This is a genomic window from Micromonospora sp. NBC_01699, assembly GCF_036250065.1.
Taxonomy (GTDB): domain Bacteria; phylum Actinomycetota; class Actinomycetes; order Mycobacteriales; family Micromonosporaceae; genus Micromonospora_G.
Map to the genome: position 1 here is coordinate 7,308,186 of NZ_CP109199.1, position 23,217 is coordinate 7,331,402.

Below are 23,217 nucleotides of genomic sequence, written 5' to 3' on the forward strand. Positions count from 1 at the left end.
CCGGTCCGGGCTCTCACCAGGGGCCGAAGATCCGTTCGCCGGTGGCGGAGATGGCGGCGCACAGCTCGTCCAGGTCGGCACCGGTGGCCTCGGCCAGGGTACGGACCGTCAACGGGATCAGGTACGACGCGTTCGGCCGCCCCCGGTACGGCGTCGGCGTCAGGTACGGCGCGTCGGTCTCCACCAGCAGTTGGTCCAGCGGGGTCAGCTTCGCCGCCGCGCGCAACCCGGCCGCGTTGCCGAAGGTGACCGTGCCGGCGAAACTCAGTACGTAACCGCGCCGCACGCACTCGGCCGCGAACTCCTCGTCGCCGGAGAAGCAGTGCAGCACCACGGTTTCCGGGGCGCCCTCGGAGTCGAGCACCCGCAGCACGTCGGCGTGCGCGTCCCGGTCGTGGATCACCAGCGCCTTGTGGTGGCGCTTGGCGATCGCTATGTGCGCCCGGAAGCTCTCCTCCTGCGCCGCCCGGCCCTCGTCGCCGGTCCGGAAGTGGTCCAGCCCGGTCTCGCCGATGCCGCGCACCCTGTCCCGGCCGGCGAGCGCCTCGATCTCGCGCAGGGCCGCGTCGAGGTCGGCCAGGCGCGGGGCATCGTTGGGGTGCAGGGCGACGGTGGCGAGCACGGCCGGGTATCTGTCCGCCGCCTCGGCGCCCCAGCGGGACGACCCCACATCGGTGCCGACCTGAACCAGCCGATCCACACCGGCCGCGGCGGCGACCTCGATCAGCAGATGAACCGGATCGCCGGATGCCGGTCCGGCATCCGGGGGCGCGGTCGTGGGTTCGGTGGCGGGTTGGGGTGCGCCGGGTACGCCGGACTCGGTGACGATGATGTCCAGGTGGGTGTGGCTGTCCAGCACCGGCAGGGGCAGCGGCTCGGGTGCGGGCGGGAACTCCCCGGCCCGGCGGGCGGCCCGCTGGCGGCGGGATTCGGTCGGCTCAGTCATCGCGGTCAGCATCACACATCGGTCGTCACCACCCGGGGCGTACCCGGAGAGCCGATCATGGCTGGGCCGCCCGGTCGGCCGGGGCCACCCGTTGGGCCGGCATCGAGCATCCTTCGGTCGCACTGCCTGTCGGTTACCCGCCGTTTACCTGAACGGCACCGAACCCTCCTAGCGTCGCGCGCATGAGCGTCACCCCCCAGGCACGGGACGTGCCCGAGGCACCAGCCGGGCTGGTGGTGACGCACGCCGGGGTCAACCATCCGGCCGAGGAACTCGCCCGCGGCGCGGCGTACGAGCTGTTCAGCGCCGACGAGCTGCCCGGATTCACCCGCGACCCGCGCCCGGACGCCCGCCGGCCGTGGCACCGGTTCGTGCACGCCAGCGAGGTCAGCGCCGTGTACGGGCCCCGGTCCGGTGGCGACCCGGAGCTGGAGCCGCCGCTGATGGCACCGCTGAACCGGGCCCGGAACTGGGCCGACATCCACCAGCTCAGCCAGACCATGGCCGGCGCCGCCGACCCGGTCCTGGCCAGCGTCCGGGCCTCGGCCCTGATCCGCCAGGGCACCCCGATGGTCAAGGTGCTCTCCGCCCGCCAGCTCGCCGGACACCTGCGCGGCTGGCTGCCGTACGGGTTCTGCTACCGCGAGTACGACATCGCGCACCTGCGTACGCCGGAGGACCTGGCGCTGCTGCGGACCGACCCGGAGGGCGGCCGGGACGGGCTGGAGGTCGCGTACGCGCTTCGGTGGCGGGCGATCGACCCGCTCGACTACGACGTACCCGGCGGTGACCGACACGCCGGCCTGGTGGCGATCCCGCCGCACGACCGGGTCGGTCCGCCGGTGCTCGGAACCGGGTTCACCCCGAGCGGGCGGCACCTGATCCCGGAGTTCGTCACCCGGGACATGGCCGACCTGCCGTTGCCGGCGAACGCGGCCCTGGTGGCGTACTCGCCGGCCGGCGACGAGGTGGTGCTCTACACGTACCAGCCGGAGCAGCGGGGCTGGTTGCGGATGGCCGGGCCGCGTTGGCGGCACCTGCTGGCCTCGGTGCCGGGCATCTCCCCGGACCAGGAGTACGTGCCGTTCGGCGAGACCCAGCGCACCACCCAGCTCGTCGGCGACTTCCACGGCCAGGAGTACGAGGCGATCGCCGACCTGCCCGGCGGCTTCCGGGTGCTGGCGATGACCCGGGCCGCTCGGTACCCGGTCGAGGCGGTCCGCCGTCGGGCCCGCTACGCCACCTGGCGGGGCGTGCTCTGCCTGGTCCTGGCCGAGGAGACGGGTTGGCTGCGGCTGCGGCTGTGCCGGCCCAACCCGGACAGCGTGGCGGCCTGCGGCGCCCAGTGTTACGAGCGCGGCATCTACGAGGCTTGGGCGCCGGCCCAGGAGGTCACCGACGACCGGATGATCGACCTGCCGTACGGCCCCTGACCCGTCGCCCCGACGGACCGTGACCCCTCCGGTACGGTCGGCCCGGTCACGTCCAGTGGCACCCGGCGATGGGGAGGATGCGGAGATGGCATCGGTGGAAGAGGTCAAGGCCGGCATCGGCCGGTTCAACGACGAGACGGCCCGCCAGGCGGCCACCATCCGGTCGATCGCCGAGTCGATGGACCGGACGTCGGCCCTGCTGCGCGGCATCACCAGCGGGGCTAACCACGCCCAGGTCGCCGAGGCGCTGGTCCGCCTCGAACAGGCCAAGCAGCGGCTGCACGAGGCGGCGACGCTCGCCCAGGGCGCGGTCGAGGCGACCAACAGCTACGTCGCCGGCTTCTAACGCCCCGCCCGCGTCCTCGATCGACTCACCCGCGTGGTGCTGACCAGTGGATTCAAGAATTCCATGAGGGTTGTGTCAGATCCGTCGGCCAGGATGTGATCAGTCGGCCGGCGTTGTTGCCGCCGACCATCCGGCCGGACCGGTCGGCACGCGCCGCCAGGTCTGGATCGTCCCGGCACGGGGCTGGACGACACAGACCTGGTGGCACGCGAGCCGCCGTACGGATGCGGTCAGGCGGTGAGGCGGGCGAGTTCCTCGTCCACGATGGACGGGTCGAGCTTGCGGAACACGGGCTTCGGCGCGGCCAGCGGCCGACCGGCCTCGATCGGTGTCGACTCCCACCGGGCGCCGACCGTGTAGTCACCGGTCAGCACCGGGTACGACGGCCCGCCGTCAAGGTCCTCGACCTGCACGATCGAGGGCATCGGCGCGTGTACGCCGGTGCCGCCGAGCAACTCGTGCACCTGCTGCGCCGAGTGCGGCAGGAACGGCGTGAGCAGGGTGTTCGCGTCGCTCACCACCTGTAGGGCGACGTGCAGGATGGTGCCCATCCGGGCCTTCTGCTCCTCGCCCTTGAGCTTCCACGGCGCCTGCTCGGAGAGGTACTTGTTCGCCTCGCCGACCACCCGCATCGCCTCGCCGATCGCCGCCTTCTGCCGGTGCCGCTCGATCAGGTTCCCGACCGTGGTGAAGCCCGTACGCGCGACCGCCAGCATCGCCTCGTCGGCCTCGGTGAGCCCGTCCGGGTCGACCGGCGGGATCGCGCCGAAGTTCTTCGCCGCCATCGAGATCGACCGGTTGACCAGGTTGCCCCAGCCGGCGACCAGTTCGTCGTTGTTGCGGCGGAGGAACTCGGCCCAGGTGAAGTCGGTGTCGTTGCTCTCCGGGCCGGCGACGGCGATGAAGTAGCGCAGCGCGTCGGCGTCGTAGCGGTCGAGGAAGTCCCGGACGTAGATGACCACCTGGCGAGAGGAGGAAAACTTGCGCCCCTCCATGGTCAGGAACTCGCTGGAGACCACCTCGGTGGGCAGGTTGAGCCGGCCGAGCTGCCCCGGCGTGCCGTCCCGGTCGCCCTCGCCGGAGTAACCGAGCAGCAGCGCCGGCCAGATCACCGAGTGGAAGACGATGTTGTCCTTGCCCATGAAGTAGTAGCCGGTGGCGTCCTTGCCCTCGCCGTCCGCCACCCACCAGCGCCGCCACGCGTCCGGGTCGCCGGAGCGGCGGGCCCACTCGATCGAGGCAGACAGGTAACCGATGACCGCGTCGAACCAGACGTAGATCCGCTTGTCGTTGCGGTCGCGCCAGCCGTCGAGCGGGATCGGTACGCCCCACTCCAGGTCCCGGGTGATCGCCCGGGGCTGAAGATCGCCGAGCAGGTTCTTCGAGAACCGCAGTACGTTCGTTCGCCAGCCCTCACGGGTGTCCAGCCACCTGCCCAGCGACTCGGCGAAGCCGGGCAGGTCGAGGAAGAAGTGCTCGGTTTCCACGAACTCCGGCGTCTCGCCATTGATCTTGGAGCGGGGGTTGATCAGGTCGATCGGGTCGAGCTGATTGCCGCAGTTGTCGCACTGGTCGCCCCGCGCGCTGTCGTACCCGCAGATCGGGCAGGTGCCCTCGATGTAGCGGTCCGGCAGCGTACGGCCGGTGGACGGGGAGATCGCCCCCATCGTCACCTTGGGCACTATGTAGCCGTTGCGGTGCAGCCCCTCGAACAGCTCCTGCACCACCGCGTAGTGGTTGCCGGTGGTGGTCCGGGTGAACAGGTCGTAGGAGAGGCCGAGCCCGTGCAGGTCCTCGACGATCACCCGGTTGTAGCGGTCGGCCAGCTCACGCGGGCTGACCCCCTCCTTGTCGGCCTGCACCTGGATCGGGGTGCCGTGCTCGTCGGTGCCGGAGACCATGAGCACGTCATGACCCGCCATCCGCATGTACCGGCTGAACACGTCGGAGGGCACTCCGAAGCCGGAGACGTGGCCGATGTGGCGCGGGCCGTTGGCGTACGGCCAGGCGACCGCCGCAAGAACGTGACTCATGGACAGAAGCCTAATGACCGCCGCCGGACGACCGCGAACCAATAGGCCCGATCCGCTCGCCGGCGCCCCACCGACGCCTCCGGCGACCGCCCGCGCTCGGGCCCGACCGGGCCGACCCCATCGACCGAGGTCATCACCCTCGCCGACCCCTCGTCAAGTCCGCACCGGCGGGCAAGGCCATCCCATCCGGAAACCGGTCGGATTTCTGCGCCCGATTTGTCGGCGACACGCGCCCCGGCTGCCCCTCCGGAGCGGACGCACATAGTCCAATACTGTCTGTGACCGGTAGACCAGACGGGCAACAGCCAGGGAAAACCGACCCGGGCGGGGCCGATGGCGGCGGATCGCCGGCCGCCGAGCAGTCCCCCACCGACGGCACCACACCGCCCGACAAACCCCCGGCGCCACCCACCGCCGACGAACCCCCCGCGCAGCCGGTGGTCTCCGAGGCGGGGGCGGGGGTGGGGGTGGGTGGTTCACCGTGGCTGGCCGCGCCGGTGTCCGCCGGGATCGAGCCGACCACCGGTGCCCCGCGCAACACGGTGCCGCAACGGGTACCCCGGATCGCCGACGCCGGACCGCGTACGGTCCCGTCGGTGCTGGACGACGCACCGATCGTCCCGAACCGGGCCGCGGTGCCGATGCCCGCGTCCGCCGCCGAGGACGAGGAGGACTTCTGGCTGCCGATCGAGCAGGTCAACTGGGACGGTACGCCGGCCCGACCCGACCCGGACGAGGGACCGCGCCGGCTGTGGTCGTTCCCGGCCAGGCGTACGCCGGACGGGCGGTCGACCCCGCCGCCGAAGCCACCGCGCCGACCGGCGTCCGGACTGGCCGGGTTGGTCCTGTTGGCACTGCTCTCCAGTTTCTTCGCCTGGGTCAGCGTGGAGCCGATGTGGCTCGCCTTCGGCCACGGTGACGTCGGCACGGCCACGGTCATCGACTGCACCGGCCAGGGCATCGGCCAGCGCTGCCGGGGTGAGTTCATCTCGGCGGACGGCAGGTTCAGCGCCGAGGGCATCCGGCTGGCCGGGGTGCCGGCGCAGGACAAGCTCGAAGGCTGGCAGCTCACCGCCAGGATGATCAGCGGCGACAGCCGCACCGCGTACGTCGGCACCGGGACCGGGCCCCTGCACCTGCGCTGGGCGCTGGGGCTGACCCTGGTGCTGCTCTGCGGTGTCGGGATCGTCTGGGCGACCGGGGCGGGCCGACTGCCGGGCCGGACCGCCCGCCGGGGCGCGGTACTGGTCGGATTCGCCGGCCCGCTGGCCATCACCGCCGGTTTCCTCGCCGCCACCTTCTGATCGGTCGACCCGATCAGTCGACGGTGTGCACGACCGCGTAGACCTCGCGGCGGCGCAGGCCGTACCCGGTGGCGATCTCGGTGATGGCGTCGCGCCGGGAGACGCCGGCGGCCTCGCGGTCGGCGACCGCCGCGCGCAGGTCCGCGTCACTCGGGCGGACGGCGGGCGTGGCACTGGCACCGGCGACCACGAGGGTGATCTCGCCGCGCGGGTCACCCTCGGTGGCCCAGGTGGCCAGCTCGCCGAGCGGCCGGCGCAACACCTCCTCGTACGTCTTCGTCAGCTCGCGGCAGACGGCGGCCGGACGGTCGGCGCCGAACGTGTCGGCGAGATCGGTCAGCGTGCCGGCGACCCGGTGCGGCGCCTCGAAGAAGACCAGGGTCCGTTCCTCTGCGGCGAGCGCGCGCAGCCGGGTACGGCGGGCGCCGCCGGTGCGGGGCAGGAATCCCTCGAAGCAGAACCGGTCGACGGGGAGCCCGGAGAGGGCGAGCGCGGTCGTGACGGCGCTCGGGCCGGGGGCGGCGGTGACCGGCGCACCGGCGTCGACCACGGCTCTGACCAGCCGGTATCCGGGGTCGGAGACGCTCGGCATGCCGCCGTCGGTGACCAGCGCGACCAGTTCGCCGGCCAGTACGGCGTCGACCAGCGCGGGCGTACGGCGTTCCTCGTTGCCCTCGAAGTAGGAGATGATCCGGCCCTTGATGGTGACGTCGAGGTCCCGGGCGAGCCGGGCGAGTCGACGGGTGTCCTCGGCGGCGACCACGTCCGCGCTGCCGAGCATTTCCCGGAGCCGGCTGGAGGCGTCGGCGGGGTTCCCGAGCGGCGCACCAAGTACGACAAGTCGCCCGCTTACCGACATATCTCCCACCAGAAACTTCCCCTCATCGATACACGTAAAAACGTCGGGTCGGCGTAGGACTCCGTCGCCCGCCTCCGCAGCCTACGATCGCGGGGTGACCATGGCGTCGACAGCGCAGACCGAAAGCCGCGACAGCGATCGCGATCACTCGGGCGGTACGGCCACCGAAGCATCGGCCGCTCCCCCGGCCGACTCGACCTCGGCCGGACCGGAGACGCCCGGCGCCGGGCCGGAAACACCCGACCGCCGTGGCCTGCCCGCGATCCTGCGCCGCCGCCTGGTCCCGTTCGACACCAGACTTGAGCCGTACTCCTGGCTCGCCACCCTGCTGGTGGTGGCCATCGCGGCGATCCTGCGCCTGGTCGGACTGAGCCACCCCAAGGGCAAGATCTTCGACGAGACGTACTACGCGAAGGACGCCTGGGGCCTGGTCAGCAAGGGCGTCGAATGGAACTACAAGGACAACGGCGCGTCGTACGTGGTCCACCCCCCGCTGGGCAAGTGGCTGATCGGGATCGGCGAGTGGGCCTTCGGCTACTCCGACGCCGACGGCAACATCGTCTCCGCCGGGCACATCATGACCACCTCCCCCGAATTCGGCTGGCGCTTCTCGGCGGCGATCATCGGCACCCTCTCGGTGCTGCTGATGGTCCGGACCGCACGCCGTCTGTTCGGGTCGACCGTGCTCGGCTGCGCCGCCGGCCTGCTGCTCGCCCTGGACGGCTTCCACCTGGTGCTCTCCCGCACCGCGCTGCTCGACATCTTCCTGCTCTTCTTCATCTTCGCCGCGTTCAGCGCCCTCGTCGTCGACCGCGACCACCGCCGCCGCCGCTGGCTGAGGGCTGTCGAATCGGGTCTCGACCCGAGCGCACCCGGCCGGGCCGGACGGCTGCCGCTGCGGTTCCCCGACAGTGTCCCGTGGTGGCGACTGCTCGCCGCCGTGCTGCTCGGCTGTGCGCTCGGCGTCAAGTGGAGCGCGCTCTACTTCGTACCGGTGTTCGCCCTGCTGGTCATCTTCTGGGAGGTCGGCGCCCGCCGCTCGGCCGGCGTACGACGCCCGTGGCGGGACGCCCTGCTCGGCGAGATCGGCTGGCTGGCCCTGGCCGGCGTGCTGATCGTGGCCACGTACATCGCCACCTGGTCGGGCTGGTTCGTCACCGACCAGGGCTACTTCCGGCACTGGCTGGCCGACTCGGGCAGGAACGAACTGCCGGTCATCGGGGCGTTGCAGAACCTGTGGCACTACCACGCCGAGGCGTACAAGTTCCACACCACGCTGGTCACCCCGCACGTCTACCAGTCGTGGCCGTGGCAGTGGCTGCTGCTCGGCCGCCCGGTCGCCTTCTACTGGTCCTCCGACGGCGGCTGCGGGGCGCCGAGCTGCGCCGCCGAGATCCTGCTGCTCGGCACCCCGATCCTCTGGTGGTCGTTCCTGCCCGCACTGGCCGCCACCGCCTGGCTGGGCATCGCCCGTCGCGACTGGCGGGCCGGGGCGATCATGCTCTGCGTGGCCGGCGGCCTGCTGCCCTGGTTCTGGTACGCCTTCGACGGCCGGACCATGTTCTCGTTCTACACCGCACCCGCGCTGCCGTTCCTGATCCTCGCGGTCACCTACGTACTCGGCGCGATCATCGGCCCGGCCAGGTCACCCGTACCGGCGGCGACGGCGGTCCGAACCCCCGTCCCGGTGGCCGACGCCGACACCGCACCGGCCCTCCTCGACCTCTCCGAGGAAACCCTGCCCGCCGACCTCACCGCCCAGCCCGGCCGTCCCACCTCCGACGACGGCGGCCTGGACCGGCGTACGGTCGGCGCCGTCATAGCCGGCGCCTACGTCCTCCTGGTAGCCATCTGCTTCGCCTACTTCTACCCCGTCTTCGTCGGCCAACTCCTCCCCTACGCCGAATGGTCCGCCCGCATGTGGCTAGCCTCCCGCTGGATCTAACCCCTCCCCCTCCCCTCCCCTCCCTCCCCCCTTACCCCCACCCCTCTCCCCGTCGATCTAGGGCGAATACGTGTGAGTTGATCTCTGATCACCACCATTTGCCCTAGATCGACGAGTGGTGGTGGGGCGGCGTGGGGGCGGCGTGGGGGGTGGGGGCGGCGTGGGGGGTGGGGGCGGCGTGGGGGGTGGGGGTGGGTTGGGGGGTGGGGGGTGGGGTGGTTAGGGGTGGGCGTTGGGCGTTGGTGAACCAGCGGAGGGCCCATTCGATGGGGCCGTAGCGGAAGCGGGCCAGCCACAGGCGGCTCAGTAGGAGTTGGGTGGCGAACACGACCGCGACGAAGGCGAACAGCGCCAGCGGCGAGAACCTTCCCGCGTACCCGAGGCCGATGCCACTGAAGACGATCAGGCAGACCGCCGACTGGGACAGGTAGTTGGTGAGGGCCATCCGACCGGCCGGGGCGAGGGCGGCCCTAACCCCGGCGGTACGCGGGTTGTGCATGATCCGCAGCAGCGTGGCCACGTACGCGGCGGCCAGCAGTGGTGCCGTCGCGACGCTGGCCCCGACACCGAGGGTGCTGCCGTTGCCGCCGAGCACGGTGTAGACAACCGATCCGACCAGCCCGACGGGGAACCCGATCCACTGGATCCGGCGCAGGACGGGCTCACTGCCGGTGACCCGGCCCAGCCACTGTCGGCGGCCGGCGACCATGCCGAGCAGGAACAGCCCCAGCGCGGTCGGGCCCTGGAGGCTGACCGCCTGGAGGACCAGCAGCGGCAGGCCGGCCAGGTGCACCCCGATGTTGTCCCCCCAGCCGCCGAGCATCGCCCGGGTGGCGTGTTCGGCGTTGGCCAGCGCCTCGACCTCGCTCGGCACGAATGCCGACCGGTCCACGAACAGGACGCTGACGATCATGCTGACCAGCACGAAGGCGTACAGACCGATCGCGACCCGGATCGCGGTCCGGTCCCGTACGTTGCGCAGCAGGAGCAGGACCAGGCACGCCACCGCGTACGTGGTGAGCACGTCGCCGCCGTTGAGGAAGACGGTGTGCAGGGCGCCGAGGACGAAGAGTCCGGCGATGCGGCGGAGCATCCGGGCCGAGAAGGCGGCTCCGGCCCTGCTCGCCGACTCCATCTGGAGGGTGAAGCTGTATCCGAAGAGGAACGAGAAGAGCACGTAGAACTTCATGTCGATGAAGACGGACGACAGTGCGCGGACGACGTTGTCCAGGCCGGAGTCGAAGTCAGGGTCGATCACCAGGTTCCCCGGATAGCCCGAGGCCATGAAGGTGACGTTGACGGCGAAGATCCCCAGGAGCGCGAAGCCCCGGACCGCGTCGACGTCGAGAACACGTCTTACCGGACTCTGTGTACTCACACCAATCCTTCCCGTAATCTATGTATCGGCTACACCGTACGAGATACAGAGTACTGAGATCTAAGGTGTGGACAAGACCGGGGCGAGAGATGAGGAGAAGCCGACAGTGACCGAGCGGGCGCTTCCACCGGTGGTGGCGCGGATGTGGGGTCGGGAGACCGCATCCCGACACGGGCCGCGGCCGAGCATCGACCTGGCCCGGATCGTCGACGCCGCGATCGGGATCGCCGACAGCGAGGGGCTGGAGGGCGTACGGATGAGCAGCGTCGCCGCCCGGGTCGGCATGGCGACGATGTCCCTCTACCGGTACGTCGGCAGCAAGGACGAGCTGCTGACCGTGATGGTGGACGCCGCCACCGGCGAGCCACCCGCGCTCGACGGGCGGCCGTGGCGGGACTACCTGACCGCCTGGACCCGGGCCAACCGGGACCTGCTGCTCGACCGGCCCTGGCTGCTGTCGGTCGCCAGCCGCACCCCGCCCGCCGGGCCCAGGACACTGCGCTGGCTCGACCACGCACTCGCCGCACTCGACGGCACCGGACTCGACTTCGGCAGGCGGATCAACATCGCCACCACCCTCACCGGCTATGCCGCCAGCCAGGCGAGCCTCACCCACGGCATGGTCGCGGCGGCCGGCGGCGACGGCTCGATCGACGGGTTGGCCGACTACGGCGACATCCTCGGTCAGGTCCTCGACCCGCAGAACTACCCGGAACTGACCGCCGCCGTGGAGGCGAACGCCTTCGGCGCCGCCGAGGAGTGGATCGACGACGCCGATTTCACCTTCGGGCTCGATCTCCTCCTCGACGGCATCGAGGCCCTGATCACCCGTGGCTCCGGAGCACGGCCGGCCGGGAGCTGACGACGGTCAGGGTCGGCCGGGAATGACAACGCTCAGGGTCGGCCGGGAGCTGACGACGGTCAGGCGACGTCGATGAGGACCTTGCCGACCGCGCCGGCTTCGACCGCAGCGTGGGCCGCCGCCGTACGGTCGAGCGGGAAGTGGTGCAGCGGCAGGCCCGCCGCCTCGCCGACCCGGATCGCGCCGGCTGCCACGGCGGCCGCCACGTCCTCGACCGCGTCCCGCTTCGCCGCCTCGGGCACGGTGTAGACCAGCACGAACCGGTAGCCGACGTTCTTCAGCATCAGCGGGAGGACCGGCAGCGTCACCTCGGCGTGCTCGTCGGTGGCGTACACGGCGATCGTGCCGGCGGGAGCCGTGACGGCGTGGTTGAGAGCGGCGTTGGCGCTCGGGGCGACCTCCACGACGATGTCGACCCCGGCGGGGGCGAACGCGCGGATCTCCTCGGCCGGATTCCCGGTGCGGTAGTTGACCACCAGGTCGGCGCCGGCCGACTGCGCCAGTCCGGCCTTGTCCGGCCCGCTCACGGTGGTCACCACGGTCGCGCCCGCCCACTTCGCGAGCTGGATCGCGGCGTTGCCGACCGCGCCCGCGCCGCCGGCGACGAGCACTATCCGGCCGGCGAGCGCGCCCGGGGCCAGCCGCCGAGGGCCGGCGTCGCCGACGGTCAGGCAGCGGTGCGCGGTCAACGCCGGAATGCCGAGACTGGCCCCGAGGTCGAAGGAGGCGTCGTCGGGCAGGGCCACGGCCTGGCGCGCGGGCAGGGTGACGTACTCCTGGGCGGTGCCGTCGGCGCGCTGCCAGGACGCCTCCCACAGCCACACCCGCTCACCCACCCGGTCGGCGGGGACCCCCTCGCCGACCGCGTCGACGACGCCGGCGCCGTCCTGGTTAGGCACGATCTCCGGGTACGCGAGGGCGCGCCCCGCCATCCCGCGCCGGGCCTTCCAGTCGGTCGGGTTGACCCCCGACACCCTGACCCGGACCCGTACCTCACCGGCGCCGGGCTCGGGTACGGACCGTTCGATCGGATGCAGCACGTCCGGCTCACCGGGCTGCGTGTAGATGATGGCCTTCATGGGTCGAGACTATGGAGCGCTCGGCCCGTTCTCGCGCACTCGACTCGTGACCGCCCTCACAACGGCGTCAGGTGTTCAGGGCCGCGACGAGGCCGTCCGGGTCGTCGATCGTGATGGTGACCGCGGGGTGCCGAAGCCAGCGGCCGGGGGCCAGTCCGGGGACCGGCTCGCGGAACCGGATGCAGACGCCCGCCGCCGTTGTGGTGCCGAAGCTGAGACCCCGGTCGGCCATCGACATGTGCGGACCCATGACCCGCCACCACCTGTACGGCCCGGTGCGCTCGGCCCCGACGATGTTCGCCCGGGGAGTCTGTAGCCGCCAGGGGCCGTACCGGACGACCAGGGTGTCGTCGACGGTGACCCAGGCGGTGTCCGGACGGATGCCGACGAGCGACAGCGGACGCCGGAAGGAGGACGCGAACGCGAAGCCGAACCGTCGCGGCGCCGGCCCGGTCATCGGGGGTCCACCCGGTGCGTACCGGGCTCGACGGAAGTGGGCGCCGGCAGTGGTCCGGAAGGCGCGGGACAGTTCGACCGTTCGGTTCGTCGCACGACGCCGGTCTACCCGGCCAGCGCCGATCAACACGCCGGGCGTCCGTCCACCCTCGCCGCGCCGGTGGCGCATCGATCGAGGGAGCCGGTAGATAGGTGCGCGCCCCGATCGCCTGCCACGGGGGAAGCGGGCGATTGGGGCGCGCACGATGAGCTTAACCATGCCTGTTCACCGAACACAACGGGTGATGTTGAGTCAGATTTCCGACCGCCGCTCGTGCGCACAGAAGACGCAAACAGATCAGAACAGCACAAACCAGCGTCGCGCGCCGCCCGCCCCGGGCCCCTCACCGTGCCAGCCGAGCGCACATAAACGCTGGTGGAAGGGGTTGTCGGGCGATCAACGGCGGCGCTCGCCTCGATCGTCGGATTCGCTACTGAAACATCGGCGTTACCGCTGATCGTCGGGCCCGGTTGAAGCGGATGAACGGGCGGTGAACCCGCCGTCACCGACGCCGGCGATTCCTTCCCGCGTGACCCGCGGGTGCGCCGAACTGTCGAACCTGCGGGCCCTCCATCTTGGAACCCCGGAGGAGAACCATGTCCGATCTAGCTGAGCGCATCAACGCGCTGACGATCCCGTCCACGGACCAGGATCTGGGGCTGCTGTCCAGGCAGATGCCCGTACTACCGACACCGACCACCAACCGGCGGCGCGCCCGCGAACTGCCGGTCGAACCACGGTGGTACCAGCGGGCGATCTTCTACGAGATGTTCGTCCAGGCGTGCTTCGACGCCAGCGGTGACGGCTTCGGCGACCTGCCCGGCCTGACCACCAAGTTGGACTACCTGAAGTGGCTGGGCGTCGACTGCCTCTGGCTGCCACCGTTCTACGACTCCCCCCGCCGCGACGGCGGGTACGACATCCGCGACTACCTCAGCGTCGCCCCGGAGTTCGGCACCATCGACGATTTCGTGACGCTGATCGACGAGGCGCACGCGCGCGGCATCCGGGTGATCACCGATCTGGTGCTGAACCACACCTCCGACACCCACGAGTGGTTCCAGCAGTCCCGGCAGGACCCGACCGGGCCGTACGGGGACTTCTACGTCTGGCGCGACACCGACACCGAGTACGCGCAGGTCCCGATCGTCTTCTGTGACAGCGAGCCGTCGAACTGGACCTACGACCCGGTCCGGCAGCAGTTCTACTGGCACCGTTTCTTCGCCCACCAACCGGACCTGAACTACGACAACCCGATGGTGCGCGAGACCATGCTCGACGTCGTACGCTACTGGCTCGGCCTGGGCATCGACGGGTTCCGGCTGGACGCGGTCACCTACCTGTTCGAGCGGGAGGGCACCGACTGCGCGAACCTGCCGGAGACGCACGCGTACCTGAAGCGGCTGCGCCAGACGGTCGACGAGGAGTTCCCCGGCCGGGTCCTGCTGGCCGAGGCGAACCTCTGGCCGGCCGACCTGGTCGACTACTTCGGTGATCCGGAGGCCGGCGGCGACGAGTGCCACATGGCGTTCCACTTCCCGGTGATGCCGCGGATCTTCATGGCCGTACGCCGTGAGTCCCGCTTCCCGATCTCCGAGATCATCGCCCAGACGCCGCAGATCCCGCAGGGCTGTCAGTGGGGCACCTTCCTGCGCAACCACGACGAACTGACGCTGGAGATGGTCACCGACGAGGAGCGCGACTACCTCTACGACGAGTACGCCAAGGATCCCCGGATGCGGGTGAACCTGGGCATCCGGCGCCGGCTGGCCCCATTGGTCAACAACGACCGCAACCAGATCGAACTGTTCACCTCGCTGCTGCTCTCGCTGCCCGGCTCGCCGGTGCTCTACTACGGCGACGAGATCGGCATGGGCGACAACGTGTGGCTGGGCGACCGCAACGGGGTCCGTACCCCCATGCAGTGGTCGCCGGACCGCAACGGCGGCTTCTCCAGCGCCGACCCCGGCGCGCTCTTCCTGCCGGTCAACCAGGGCCCGGTGTACGGGTACCAGGCGGTCAACGTGGAACGTCAGCTCGAACAGCCGGCGTCGCTGTTGCAGTGGACCCGCCAGATGATCGCGGTACGCAAGCGGCACCCCGCGCTGGCTCTCGGCTCCTTCCGTGACCTGGGTGGCAAGAACTCCACCGTGCTCGCCTTCCTGCGCGAGTACGACGGGCCGGACGGGCACGAGGTGGTGTTGTGCGTGCACAACCTGTCGCGGCATCCGCAGCCGGCGCAGTTGCCGCTGGGCAGCCGGTTCATCGGTCACCTGCCGGTGGAGCTGACCGGGCAGACACCGTTCCCGCTGGTCAGCTCCCGGCCGTACCAGCTCACGTTGCCCGGTTACGGCTCGTTCTGGTTCCAGCTCACCAGCAAGACCCCGAAGCCGCGTACGTCGCCGACGGACTCGCTGGTGGCGGCCGGCTGACCGGGTCGGCGGGACCGGGGACGGGAAACAGGGTGGAAATAATTTAACAATCGTTCATGCGCGGGTGGGGCCAGATGAAATCCAGCTACGTCCATATAGGTGCCAGGCAGATCGCCTGCACCAACGGATGGAGCCGTGATGACCCGTACCCCCCTGCGCTGGGCCACCACCCTGCTGGCCACCGCCACCCTCGCCGTCCTCGGCCTCGCCAACCCGGCCCAGGCCGCGACCGTCTCCCAGCCGCTGCGGACCCTGGTCGCGAACCTGACCGTGGCCAGCGAGATCCGCACCGGCTACGACCGCGACCTCTTCCCGCACTGGGTCGACGCCGACAGCGACGGCTGCAACACCCGTTACGAGGTGCTGATCGCCGAGGCGACCACCAACCCGTCGGTCGGCTCGGGCTGCACCCTCACCGGCGGTCGCTGGTTCTCGTACTACGACGGGGCGTACTGGACCAACCCGGCCGACCTGGACATCGACCACGTGGTGGCGCTGGCCGAGGCGTGGGACTCCGGCGCCCGGTCGTGGACCACCTCCCGGCGCCAGTCGTACGCCAACGACATGGGCGACGTACGGGCCCTGATCGCGGTCACCGACAACGTCAACCAGTCCAAGGGTGACCAGGACCCGACCACCTGGGTACCGACCCGCGACGTCTGCCGCTACATCGGCGAGTGGGTGGCGGTGAAGACCCGCTGGCGGCTCACCGTCGACACCGCCGAGAAGAACGCGCTGACCAGCCGGGCCGCCTCCTGCTCCAACATCACCATCACGGTCACCCACGCCTTCTGACCCGTGACGTACGGGGTGCCGGTGCGACCCACCGGCACCCCGTACGGCTCAGTCCGGTGCCGGTCGGTGCAGGACCGGTACGGCGGCGAAGGTGGTGGCCGCCGAGCGCACCTGACGCGGCCAGCGCGAGTCCGAGGCGATGCCGAACACCGCCCGCCGGATCACCGGTGCCCCGGCCAACTCGCCCAGCACCGCCAGGCACTCGGCGGCCAGCGGACGCTCACCGGCCTGCCAGTGCCGCAACAGCGCCGCCAGGACCATGTCCCGTACGCCGTCCGACATCGGGATCCCGGCACCGAGCAGGCGCCCGGCGGCCAGCACCTGCGGAACCGTCCCGCCGGCCAACCGGGTCAGCGTCGACTCGGTGGCCCGACCCGCTCGGGCCAGCGCGTACACCGCGGTCCCCCGGCTGGCCGGCTCGGCCATCAACGCCAGCCACTGCGGCTCCAGCCACGACCGGGCCACCGGCCCGGCCGCCAGGTACTCCGCCACCGACCTGGTCAGCGGCTCGGCGTCGGCGCCGCGCGGCACATACAGCCCGGTGGCGACCAGCAGGGCACGAACCCGGCCGGGCCAGTCCCGCAGCAGGCCACCCGGCGGGACCGGGGCGTGCTCGTTGGTCCAACCGACGGCCGCCGCGACCGTGGCACCGTCGCGCAGCCAACCCGCCGCCGCGGCCTCGCACAACCCCTCGACCTGCTCGTCCAGCCAGCCGGCGACCGCCGTACCCGAACCACCCCGGCGGCCGAGCGCGGCGCCGGTCTCCTCGACCGCGGCGGCGCCGCTCTCGACCAAGTGCGGGACGAACCGGTCCAGCAGCTCCGCCGGACCCGGCGGCAACACACCCGGCCGGCGCTCCCAGCTCAGCGCGGCGAGCGTGACCAGCAACGGGTTGCCGGTCAACCCGCCCAACTCCACCCGGTCCAGGTCCACCCGGAACCGGTCCCGGTCGGTGGCGGCCCGGTCCGGATCGGCCACCCGGTCCCGGAACCAGCGCTCGGCGAACATCGACAGGTCGGCCGGGTCGAACGGCAGCAGGTGGAACTCGGTGAAGTACGTCCGCAGCGCCGTCGCCTCCTCCGCCGCCAGCGGGCGGGTGGTGAGCAGCAACCGGTACGGGTGGTCGGCGCGGGCCGCCCACTCCCGCAACTGCCCCAGCACCCGCGACCGTACGTTCGGATCGGTGATCCGGTCCACCCCGTCGACCAGCACCAGCCACCGGCCGGACCGCCCCGGCGGCTGACCGGTCAACACCGTCGGCAACCCGAACCGGTACGCCTCGGCGAGCGCCTCCGGCAGCGACCGGTCCACCAGCGCGGTCGCCGGCAGGGTCAGCCCCACCTGCTCCGGCGCCCCGCCCCGACCCCGTCCGGTGCCGGTGAAGCCACGCGCCAGCTCGCGTACGGCGTGGCCGACGAAGGTGGTCTTGCCGCTGCCGGCGACGCCGACCAGCAGCAGGTGCTCGTCGCCGCGAAGCAGCCGCTCGGCCTCGAACGCCGGTGCCGGCCCGATCGGACCCGCACCCGACGCGACCCGCTGCCGTACGTAGATCGCGGAGAGCGCGGAGACGGAACCGTCGAGAAACTGGTACGCGTGCGCCGGCACCGTGTCGCGCTGGGCGGCCACCAGGGCGCGTACCGATTCCGTGTTCCCCGTGACGCGGCCCGGCCGCAGCCGCTGCCAGGCCGCACTGCCGCCGACCATCGCCAGTACGGCGATCGTGCTGACCACTATCGACGAGATGTTGTCGAATCGCTCCAGCCACTCGAACAGGTCGAAGCCCATCAGCCGGTCCGGCTCGCCTGGAAGTCGTACCGGCACCGCTCGCAGAACCGGCCCCGGCGTCGGGTCTGGCACTCCGGGCACTCGTCCGGCAGCGGGTCGACATTCGCGTCGGCCGGGGCCACCGACCGTTGACCCGGCAGACCCGGCGTCCCGACACCGGCAGGACCGGGACCGGACGCGTCGTGCACGCTGAAGCCGGTCGGACCGGCGGTGTCCCAGGACCGGGTGTGGTGGCCGGTCACCGTCGGCACCTGCCAGTGGCCGGGGTCGACGTCCGACCGGAGCCGGACCCGTCCCGCCGCGCCGTCCTCGATCTCCACCACCCGGCCGAAGACGGCCAGCTTGTCGTGCGCACCGGCGGCGTACGCCAGTGCCACCGCCCGCCCCATCAACGCCTCCGCGTCGGCGAGCCGGCGCTCGTCGAACGCCTCCCAGGCGGCCCGGATCGCGACCGCCAACTCCTGCTGGCGGGTGTAGTGGGCCACCGTCGGATTGATCCCGGTGTAACGGGCGATGTCCTCGGTCCACTCGACCGCCACCGCCGTCTGGCCGACCTCCGCCGCCCCGACCCGGTCCGGCCGGTCCCGGTCGGGCACCGCGTCGGCCGGCTCGACCGCGCCCGGCACCAGCAGGCTCAACCAGGCCACCCGGCGGGTCTCGTTCGCCGCCATCGGCTGCACCGCCAACCCGATGTGGTAATCCCGGTGTCCCTCGCCCCAGGACCCGATCGGATAGTCGGTGGTCTGGCCGTCGACCGGTTGGGCCAGCTCGGCGAGGTCGGCGATGGTCGGGTACACCTGCTTGACGAACCGGACCCCGGCCAGCGCCGAGGTCCGTACGCGCAACCGCACGTCCGCCGTACGCTGCCCCAGGGCGCCCGCGACGAGCTGGGTGAACTCCGCCGAGAGGCGATCCAGGTCCTCCACCGGGACGACCGGGTTCGCGCCGAGCGCGTCGGCGATCCGGATCAGCTCGGTGCCCCGCCAGGCGTGCACCCCCGGCCGCTCCGCGATCGCCCGACAGTCCACCGTGTAGTGGCCGGCGCACTCGCCCAGAACCGCGTCCAGCTCGGTGACGGGCTCGCTCTCGTTGCGCCCGTCGGTGAGCAGGATCGCGTGCCGTACGCTGCCCGGCACCTCCTCGAAGATCCGTGCCGCCAGCCGCAGCCAACTGCTCATCGCCGTGCCACCCCCGGCACCGGTACGCCGCAGTGCCTCCTTGGCCGCGGCCCGGGTGGCATCGCTGGCGACCGTCAACCTGGCCACCCCCGGATAGATCATCTCCGCGGTGTGGGTGCCCGCCACCACGGCGAACCGGACCCCGTCCGGCAGCGCGTCGATCGCCGCGGCCGCCGCCCGGCGGGCCTGGATCAGCTTGCTCGTCGGCGAACCCATCGAGCCCGAACAGTCCAGCAGGATCACCTCGGCCAGGTGCGGCGCCACCGAACCGGACCGGCCGTCACCGGCCGCCGTACCGGTCGAGCGGACCGTGGCGACGACGTCGACCAGCGTCCCCTCGGTCGGCAGGTACATCTCGTAGTGGGTGCTGATGTCGAAACTCGGGCCAGCGCTCACCGGCGCACCTCCCCGGATCGGTTCGGGTGTGGACGGCGCGACGCTGCGCGGGACCGGGGCTTCACAACCAGGTCCAGGGACGTACCCGGTTGGCCCGGTCGACCAGGGCGACCCGCTCCCGGCGGGACACGCTCTGCCGGGCCAGCGAGCGGTAGACCCCGGCCAGCCGCTCCCGCAGCCGCCCCTCGGCCAGCGGCACCCCGAACACCTGCTCCGGGGCGTCGCCCTGACGCGGGATCGCCCAGGCGAGCGCCACCTCCAGCACCTCGGCGGTGAGCCGGTCCCGGGCGGCACCGGGCAGGTCGAGCCCCTCCGCCGCACCGGCCGCGGCGACCAGGTCGTCCGATGCCGACTCGGCCGGACGGGCGCCGGCCAGCAGCGCCCGGACCTTCGCGATCTGCGCCGGCACCCGGTGACTGGCCGCCTCCGGCACCTCGTCCAGCGCCGCCGCAGCACCCCGCCGGTCGCCCTGCCACAACCGGGTACGGGCCAGCCCGAACAGTGCGCTCAGCGACGAGCGCTCGGTCGCCCAGACGGCCGCGTAGTGGCGTTCGGCCGTCGGCAGGTCACCGTCGAGTTCACTGGCCACCGCGTACCCGAGGCGGGCCGCCAACTCGCCCGGCAGCAGCCCGTACACGGTGTCGAAGTGCTCGCGGGCGGCGCCGATCTCGCCGGAGGCCAGCGCGACCAGCCCGTGGTGCCAGTCCAGCCGCCAGTCGTCGACCGGCGCGTCCGGCCGCGCCGCCAGCTCGGTCAGGGTGCCGGCGGCCAGCTCCGGCTGCCCGGCGTCCAGGTAGGCGCGGGTCAGCCGGAGCAGCACGTCGCGGCTTCGTTCCGGCGCCCGACCGAGCAGGCCGATCAGCTCCGCCGGCTGGACCGCGCCGACCGAGCCGAGGAAACCCGCACCGGGGTCGGCGAGATCCATCAGCGGCGCCGGGAGCGCGGTGGCGACCATCGCCGCCGGCACCGACGTGGTCAGATCGTCGTACGCGCCGAACGGGCGGGGCGCGAGGCCGAACAGCGTCGACGCCGACGACGGCACCTCCTGGCCCTGCTCGGCCAACACCTGCCGCAGTACGCCGTGCACCTGTGCGTACATCTCGGTCGCCGAGCCGAATCGGCGGGCCGGTTCGGGGTGGGTGGACCGGGCCAGCAACCGGCGGTACGACTCGTGCTCGCCGAGCAGCTGCGGCACGGTGTCCGGCAGCAGCCCGTCGGGGAAGCGGCTGACGTACTGGCTGGTGTTCGCGGCCAGGCTGAGCGCGCCCAGGGTACGCCCGACGGTGTAGAGGTCGGAGCGGACCGAGGCGGCGCGGGCCCCGTGCCGGTGCACCTCGGGCGCCTCGAACCCACGGGTGCCCAGCAGCGGGCTGTCCAGGTCGTCGGCCCGCCGGGCGGCACCGAGGTCGAGCAGCTTGAGCCGGTTGCCGACGTGCATGACGTTGTCCGGCTTCAGGTCACAGTAGAGCCAGTCCTGCTCGTGCAGGTGCTCGAAGGCGTCCAGGATGGCCAACCCGTACGCCAGCACCTGCGGCAGCGGCAACGGCCCCGGTACGCCCCAGCCCGAGGGGCGCGGTCGCATCTCGTCCAGCGACTGCCCGCCGACGAACTCCATCACGATGTACGGCGTACCGTCACCCGCCTCCGGCGGCACGAAGTCGTAGATCTTGACGATGTTCGGGTGGTCCAGGGCGATCAGTGCCCGCCGTTCGCCGACGAACGCCTCGGCCGCGGTGGAGTCCTCGGCGGCCCGCTGGCGCTTGAGCACCCGCCAGCTCCCGTCCATGTCCTCGTCCCGGGCGGCGAAGATCCAGCCCATGCCGCCGTAGCCGATGCAGCCCCGGATCCGGTACCGCTGCTTGATCACGTCCCCGTCGTGCAGCGGCGGCACGAACGAGAACGGGGTGCCGCAGTACGGGCAGTAGCCGGTGGTGATGCCGGAGTCGGCGCCGTCGGTCCGGCCGACCGGTCGCCGGCAGGACGACCGGGCACAGATCCGGGCGTGCTCCGGCACGGCGTGTTCGGCCCGGATCGCGGTGAGCGGGTCCCGTGGTGGCACCACCGGCATCTCGACCAGCCCGAACCAGCGCCGGGTGCCGCCGCCGAAGCCCGCTGACGGCCCACCGCCCGGCCGGCCCACCGCGCCGCCGCCGGAGCCGCCGGTCGATCCGCCGCCCGACCCGGTACGCCAACCGGCACCTCCCGAGCTGACCCCGGCCGGCGCAGGTCCACTCCCACCCGCCGGGGTACCCGACCCGGTCGCGGGCCGCCCCGCAGCGGCCGAACGCCCCGGCCCGGCCTGGCGGCCCGGAGCGGACAGGTGCCCCGAAGCGGCCGGGCGGCCCGGAGCGGACAGGTGCCCCGGAGCGGCGGGGTTTCCCGGAGCGGCCGGGCGGGCGAACGCGCTCGACCCGCCGGGCGAAGCCGGGCCGGGCCCGGTGGCCGAGCCACCGGCCGCGCCGACCGGAGCGCCGGCGCCGTTGGAGCCGACGACTCCGTCGGAGCCGGCGGAGTCGTCGCCGGACTGGCCCACGCAGCGGTGCCCCCACTTGAGGCAGAAGCCGTCCAGGTCGACTGTGCCCGGACAGTCCCGGGCGAGACAGCCGTTCATGCCGGGCCTCCCTCGTTCACCGCGTGCAGGTACCGGGTGACCGCCCGGTCGGCGGCCGGGGCGTCGAACGGATCCGAACGGAGCCGACGCCGCGCCTCGTTGTACAGGTCGGTCAGCGCCAGATCCTCGGAACGCCCGGCGCTGAACGCCTTGCGCTGGAAGGCGTCGAGTCGACCCCGCAGTTCGAGCCGGAAGTCGTACAGCCGCCGCCGGTGCATGCCGGCCGCGTCCCGGGCCCGAGCGGCCAGCTCCGCTGCCGTGGTGATCGCCGCGCCGATCTCGGCCGGCTCGGGCCCCTCGTCGACCGCGTCCCACCACTCGCCCCGGCGGCACCGGCGTTCGACCGCGCGCAGCCGGATCCGCAGCGTCGCGGCCTGCGGCACCGGTACGCCGGAAACGGGCTCGGGATCACCCGGGATGGGGGTGAGTCCCCGCCAGGCGTGCCGGGTCTCGGTCTCGTCCGCGTCGAGTCGACCGATCAGCAGGCGCAACTCGTCCACCAGGCCCGGCCAGCGGCCGCGCAGTTCCTCGGCCTGCCCCACCCGTACGCCGAGGTCGGTGACCCGGCCGACGAGCCGGTCCCGGCCGGCGGCCCAGGCCACCCCGTCGGCGGCGCCCAACGGATCCCGCTCCCCGACCCGCCGCAGCGTCTCCACCTCGGCCCGCAACCCCTCGACCAGCACCTCCGGTACGCCCACCCCGGCCGCCCGATCCCGCAGGCCGGTGAGCCGCTCGACCACCGCATCGATCCGGCTGAGAACGGTCGCGCGGGCGGCGGCCACCGCCTCGGCGACGGCCAGGATCGCGGCGTGGTGCTCACCGGCCCGGACGATCACCTCCGGCAACGGCAGCCGGATCACCTCGACCGGTGCCCCGGTGGCGGCGGTCAGCACCACCTCGCACGGACCACGCAGCAGCGCCCACAGCTCGGCGTCGCCGGTCGGCCCCGGCGGGTCCGCCGGACCGCCCCCGACCGGCGCCGGCTCGGTCGGGCCGGCGAAGCGGCGCTGACGCAGCAGGTCCGCCCGGTCGAGCAGTTGCTGGGCGGCGGCGAGTTGGGCGGCGAGTTCGCCGATCCGCCACTGGACGTCCTGCCAGGCGCGGGCGGTGGCGCCGACCGCGTCCGGCCGCTCCAACTGGCGGTAGCCGTCCGGGTCGTCCCGGACCACCAGCGCACCGGCCAGCCGCGCGCACTCGGCCCGCAGCCGGCACAGTTCCGCCTCCGCCCCGCCCTGCTGGTGCTGCACCTCCGGCTGCTGGTGTCCACCCTGTTGGTGCTGCATCTCCGGCTGGCGCTGTCCGCCCGGATGTTCCCGCGCACGTGGTTCGGCCATCGCGT

Annotated in this window: 17 protein-coding genes; 7 read left to right on the forward strand and 10 right to left on the reverse strand. The window is 72.3% G+C overall.

Annotated elements, in window-relative coordinates:
- Positions 1 to 13: 13 nt before the first annotated feature.
- A complete protein-coding gene (locus OG792_RS30080) occupies positions 14 to 958 on the reverse strand; it encodes a TatD family hydrolase (protein ID WP_329104574.1) in 945 nt (314 codons plus the stop codon).
- Between the two features lie 170 nt (positions 959 to 1,128).
- On the opposite strand from OG792_RS30080, the gene OG792_RS30085 reads away from it, so the two are divergent.
- Together OG792_RS30085 and OG792_RS30090 are read left to right on the forward strand one after the other, a co-directional pair.
- Positions 1,129 to 2,379: a hypothetical protein gene (locus OG792_RS30085; RefSeq protein ID WP_329104576.1), complete on the forward strand. Its 1,251-nt coding sequence runs from the start codon at positions 1,129 to 1,131 to the stop codon at positions 2,377 to 2,379.
- An 85-nt stretch (positions 2,380 to 2,464) separates the two neighbouring features.
- Complete coding sequence (locus tag OG792_RS30090) at positions 2,465 to 2,725, forward strand: hypothetical protein (protein ID WP_329104578.1); 261 nt, start codon at positions 2,465 to 2,467, stop codon at positions 2,723 to 2,725.
- Between the two features lie 230 nt (positions 2,726 to 2,955).
- Here OG792_RS30090 and metG read toward each other — a convergent pair whose 3' ends face one another.
- A complete protein-coding gene (gene metG, locus OG792_RS30095; RefSeq protein WP_329104580.1) occupies positions 2,956 to 4,758 on the reverse strand; it encodes a methionine--tRNA ligase in 1,803 nt (600 codons plus the stop codon).
- Positions 4,759 to 5,036: 278 nt separating this feature from the next.
- Here metG and OG792_RS30100 point away from each other — a divergent pair, with 278 nt between their 5' ends.
- Entirely contained in the window at positions 5,037 to 6,062 is a 1,026-nt protein-coding gene (locus OG792_RS30100) for a hypothetical protein (RefSeq protein ID WP_329104581.1), read from the forward strand.
- A gap of 13 nt (positions 6,063 to 6,075) precedes the next feature.
- Here OG792_RS30100 and rsmI read toward each other — a convergent pair whose 3' ends face one another.
- A complete protein-coding gene (rsmI, locus tag OG792_RS30105) occupies positions 6,076 to 6,921 on the reverse strand; it encodes a 16S rRNA (cytidine(1402)-2'-O)-methyltransferase (protein ID WP_329104583.1) in 846 nt (281 codons plus the stop codon).
- A gap of 100 nt (positions 6,922 to 7,021) precedes the next feature.
- Here rsmI and OG792_RS30110 point away from each other — a divergent pair, with 100 nt between their 5' ends.
- Positions 7,022 to 8,866, forward strand: coding sequence for a dolichyl-phosphate-mannose--protein mannosyltransferase (locus OG792_RS30110; RefSeq protein ID WP_329111520.1), 1,845 nt, complete (start codon positions 7,022 to 7,024; stop codon positions 8,864 to 8,866).
- Between the two features lie 103 nt (positions 8,867 to 8,969).
- Here the strand turns inward: OG792_RS30110 and OG792_RS30115 are convergent, their stop codons facing one another.
- The gene (locus OG792_RS30115; RefSeq protein ID WP_329104584.1) at positions 8,970 to 10,244 is read right to left on the reverse strand and encodes a DUF418 domain-containing protein; all 1,275 of its coding nucleotides are present in this window, start codon (positions 10,242 to 10,244) and stop codon (positions 8,970 to 8,972) included.
- Between the two features lie 106 nt (positions 10,245 to 10,350).
- Here OG792_RS30115 and OG792_RS30120 point away from each other — a divergent pair, with 106 nt between their 5' ends.
- Positions 10,351 to 11,106: a TetR/AcrR family transcriptional regulator gene (locus OG792_RS30120; protein WP_329104587.1), complete on the forward strand. Its 756-nt coding sequence runs from the start codon at positions 10,351 to 10,353 to the stop codon at positions 11,104 to 11,106.
- A 59-nt stretch (positions 11,107 to 11,165) separates the two neighbouring features.
- Here OG792_RS30120 and OG792_RS30125 read toward each other — a convergent pair whose 3' ends face one another.
- Together OG792_RS30125 and OG792_RS30130 are read right to left on the reverse strand one after the other, a co-directional pair.
- Complete coding sequence (locus tag OG792_RS30125) at positions 11,166 to 12,185, reverse strand: NADPH:quinone reductase (protein ID WP_329104589.1); 1,020 nt, start codon at positions 12,183 to 12,185, stop codon at positions 11,166 to 11,168.
- Between the two features lie 67 nt (positions 12,186 to 12,252).
- Complete coding sequence (locus tag OG792_RS30130; RefSeq protein ID WP_329104591.1) at positions 12,253 to 12,642, reverse strand: hypothetical protein; 390 nt, start codon at positions 12,640 to 12,642, stop codon at positions 12,253 to 12,255.
- 635 nt (positions 12,643 to 13,277) lie between these two features.
- On the opposite strand from OG792_RS30130, the gene treS reads away from it, so the two are divergent.
- Together treS and OG792_RS30140 are read left to right on the forward strand one after the other, a co-directional pair.
- Positions 13,278 to 15,113: a maltose alpha-D-glucosyltransferase gene (gene treS / locus OG792_RS30135; RefSeq protein WP_329104593.1), complete on the forward strand. Its 1,836-nt coding sequence runs from the start codon at positions 13,278 to 13,280 to the stop codon at positions 15,111 to 15,113.
- A 138-nt stretch (positions 15,114 to 15,251) separates the two neighbouring features.
- Positions 15,252 to 15,908, forward strand: a complete 657-nt coding sequence (locus OG792_RS30140; RefSeq protein WP_329104595.1) for an HNH endonuclease family protein — start codon at positions 15,252 to 15,254, stop codon at positions 15,906 to 15,908.
- 48 nt (positions 15,909 to 15,956) lie between these two features.
- Here the strand turns inward: OG792_RS30140 and OG792_RS30145 are convergent, their stop codons facing one another.
- From OG792_RS30145 to OG792_RS30160, 4 genes are all read right to left on the reverse strand, one after another.
- The gene (locus OG792_RS30145; RefSeq protein WP_329104596.1) at positions 15,957 to 17,729 is read right to left on the reverse strand and encodes an NACHT domain-containing protein; all 1,773 of its coding nucleotides are present in this window, start codon (positions 17,727 to 17,729) and stop codon (positions 15,957 to 15,959) included.
- On the reverse strand, positions 17,693 to 19,267 hold the full coding sequence (locus OG792_RS30150; protein ID WP_329104598.1) for a vWA domain-containing protein: 1,575 nt from the start codon (positions 19,265 to 19,267) through the stop codon (positions 17,693 to 17,695). The genes OG792_RS30145 and OG792_RS30150 overlap by 37 nt, the downstream gene beginning before the upstream one ends.
- Before the next feature lie 61 nt (positions 19,268 to 19,328).
- Positions 19,329 to 21,878 carry a serine/threonine-protein kinase gene (locus OG792_RS30155; protein WP_329104600.1) on the reverse strand — a complete coding sequence of 850 codons (2,550 nt, stop codon included), beginning with the start codon at positions 21,876 to 21,878 and terminating at the stop codon, positions 19,329 to 19,331.
- The gene (locus OG792_RS30160; RefSeq protein ID WP_329104602.1) at positions 21,875 to 23,212 is read right to left on the reverse strand and encodes a hypothetical protein; all 1,338 of its coding nucleotides are present in this window, start codon (positions 23,210 to 23,212) and stop codon (positions 21,875 to 21,877) included. Before OG792_RS30160 ends, OG792_RS30155 begins: the two co-directional genes overlap by 4 nt.
- Positions 23,213 to 23,217: the final 5 nt, after the last annotated feature.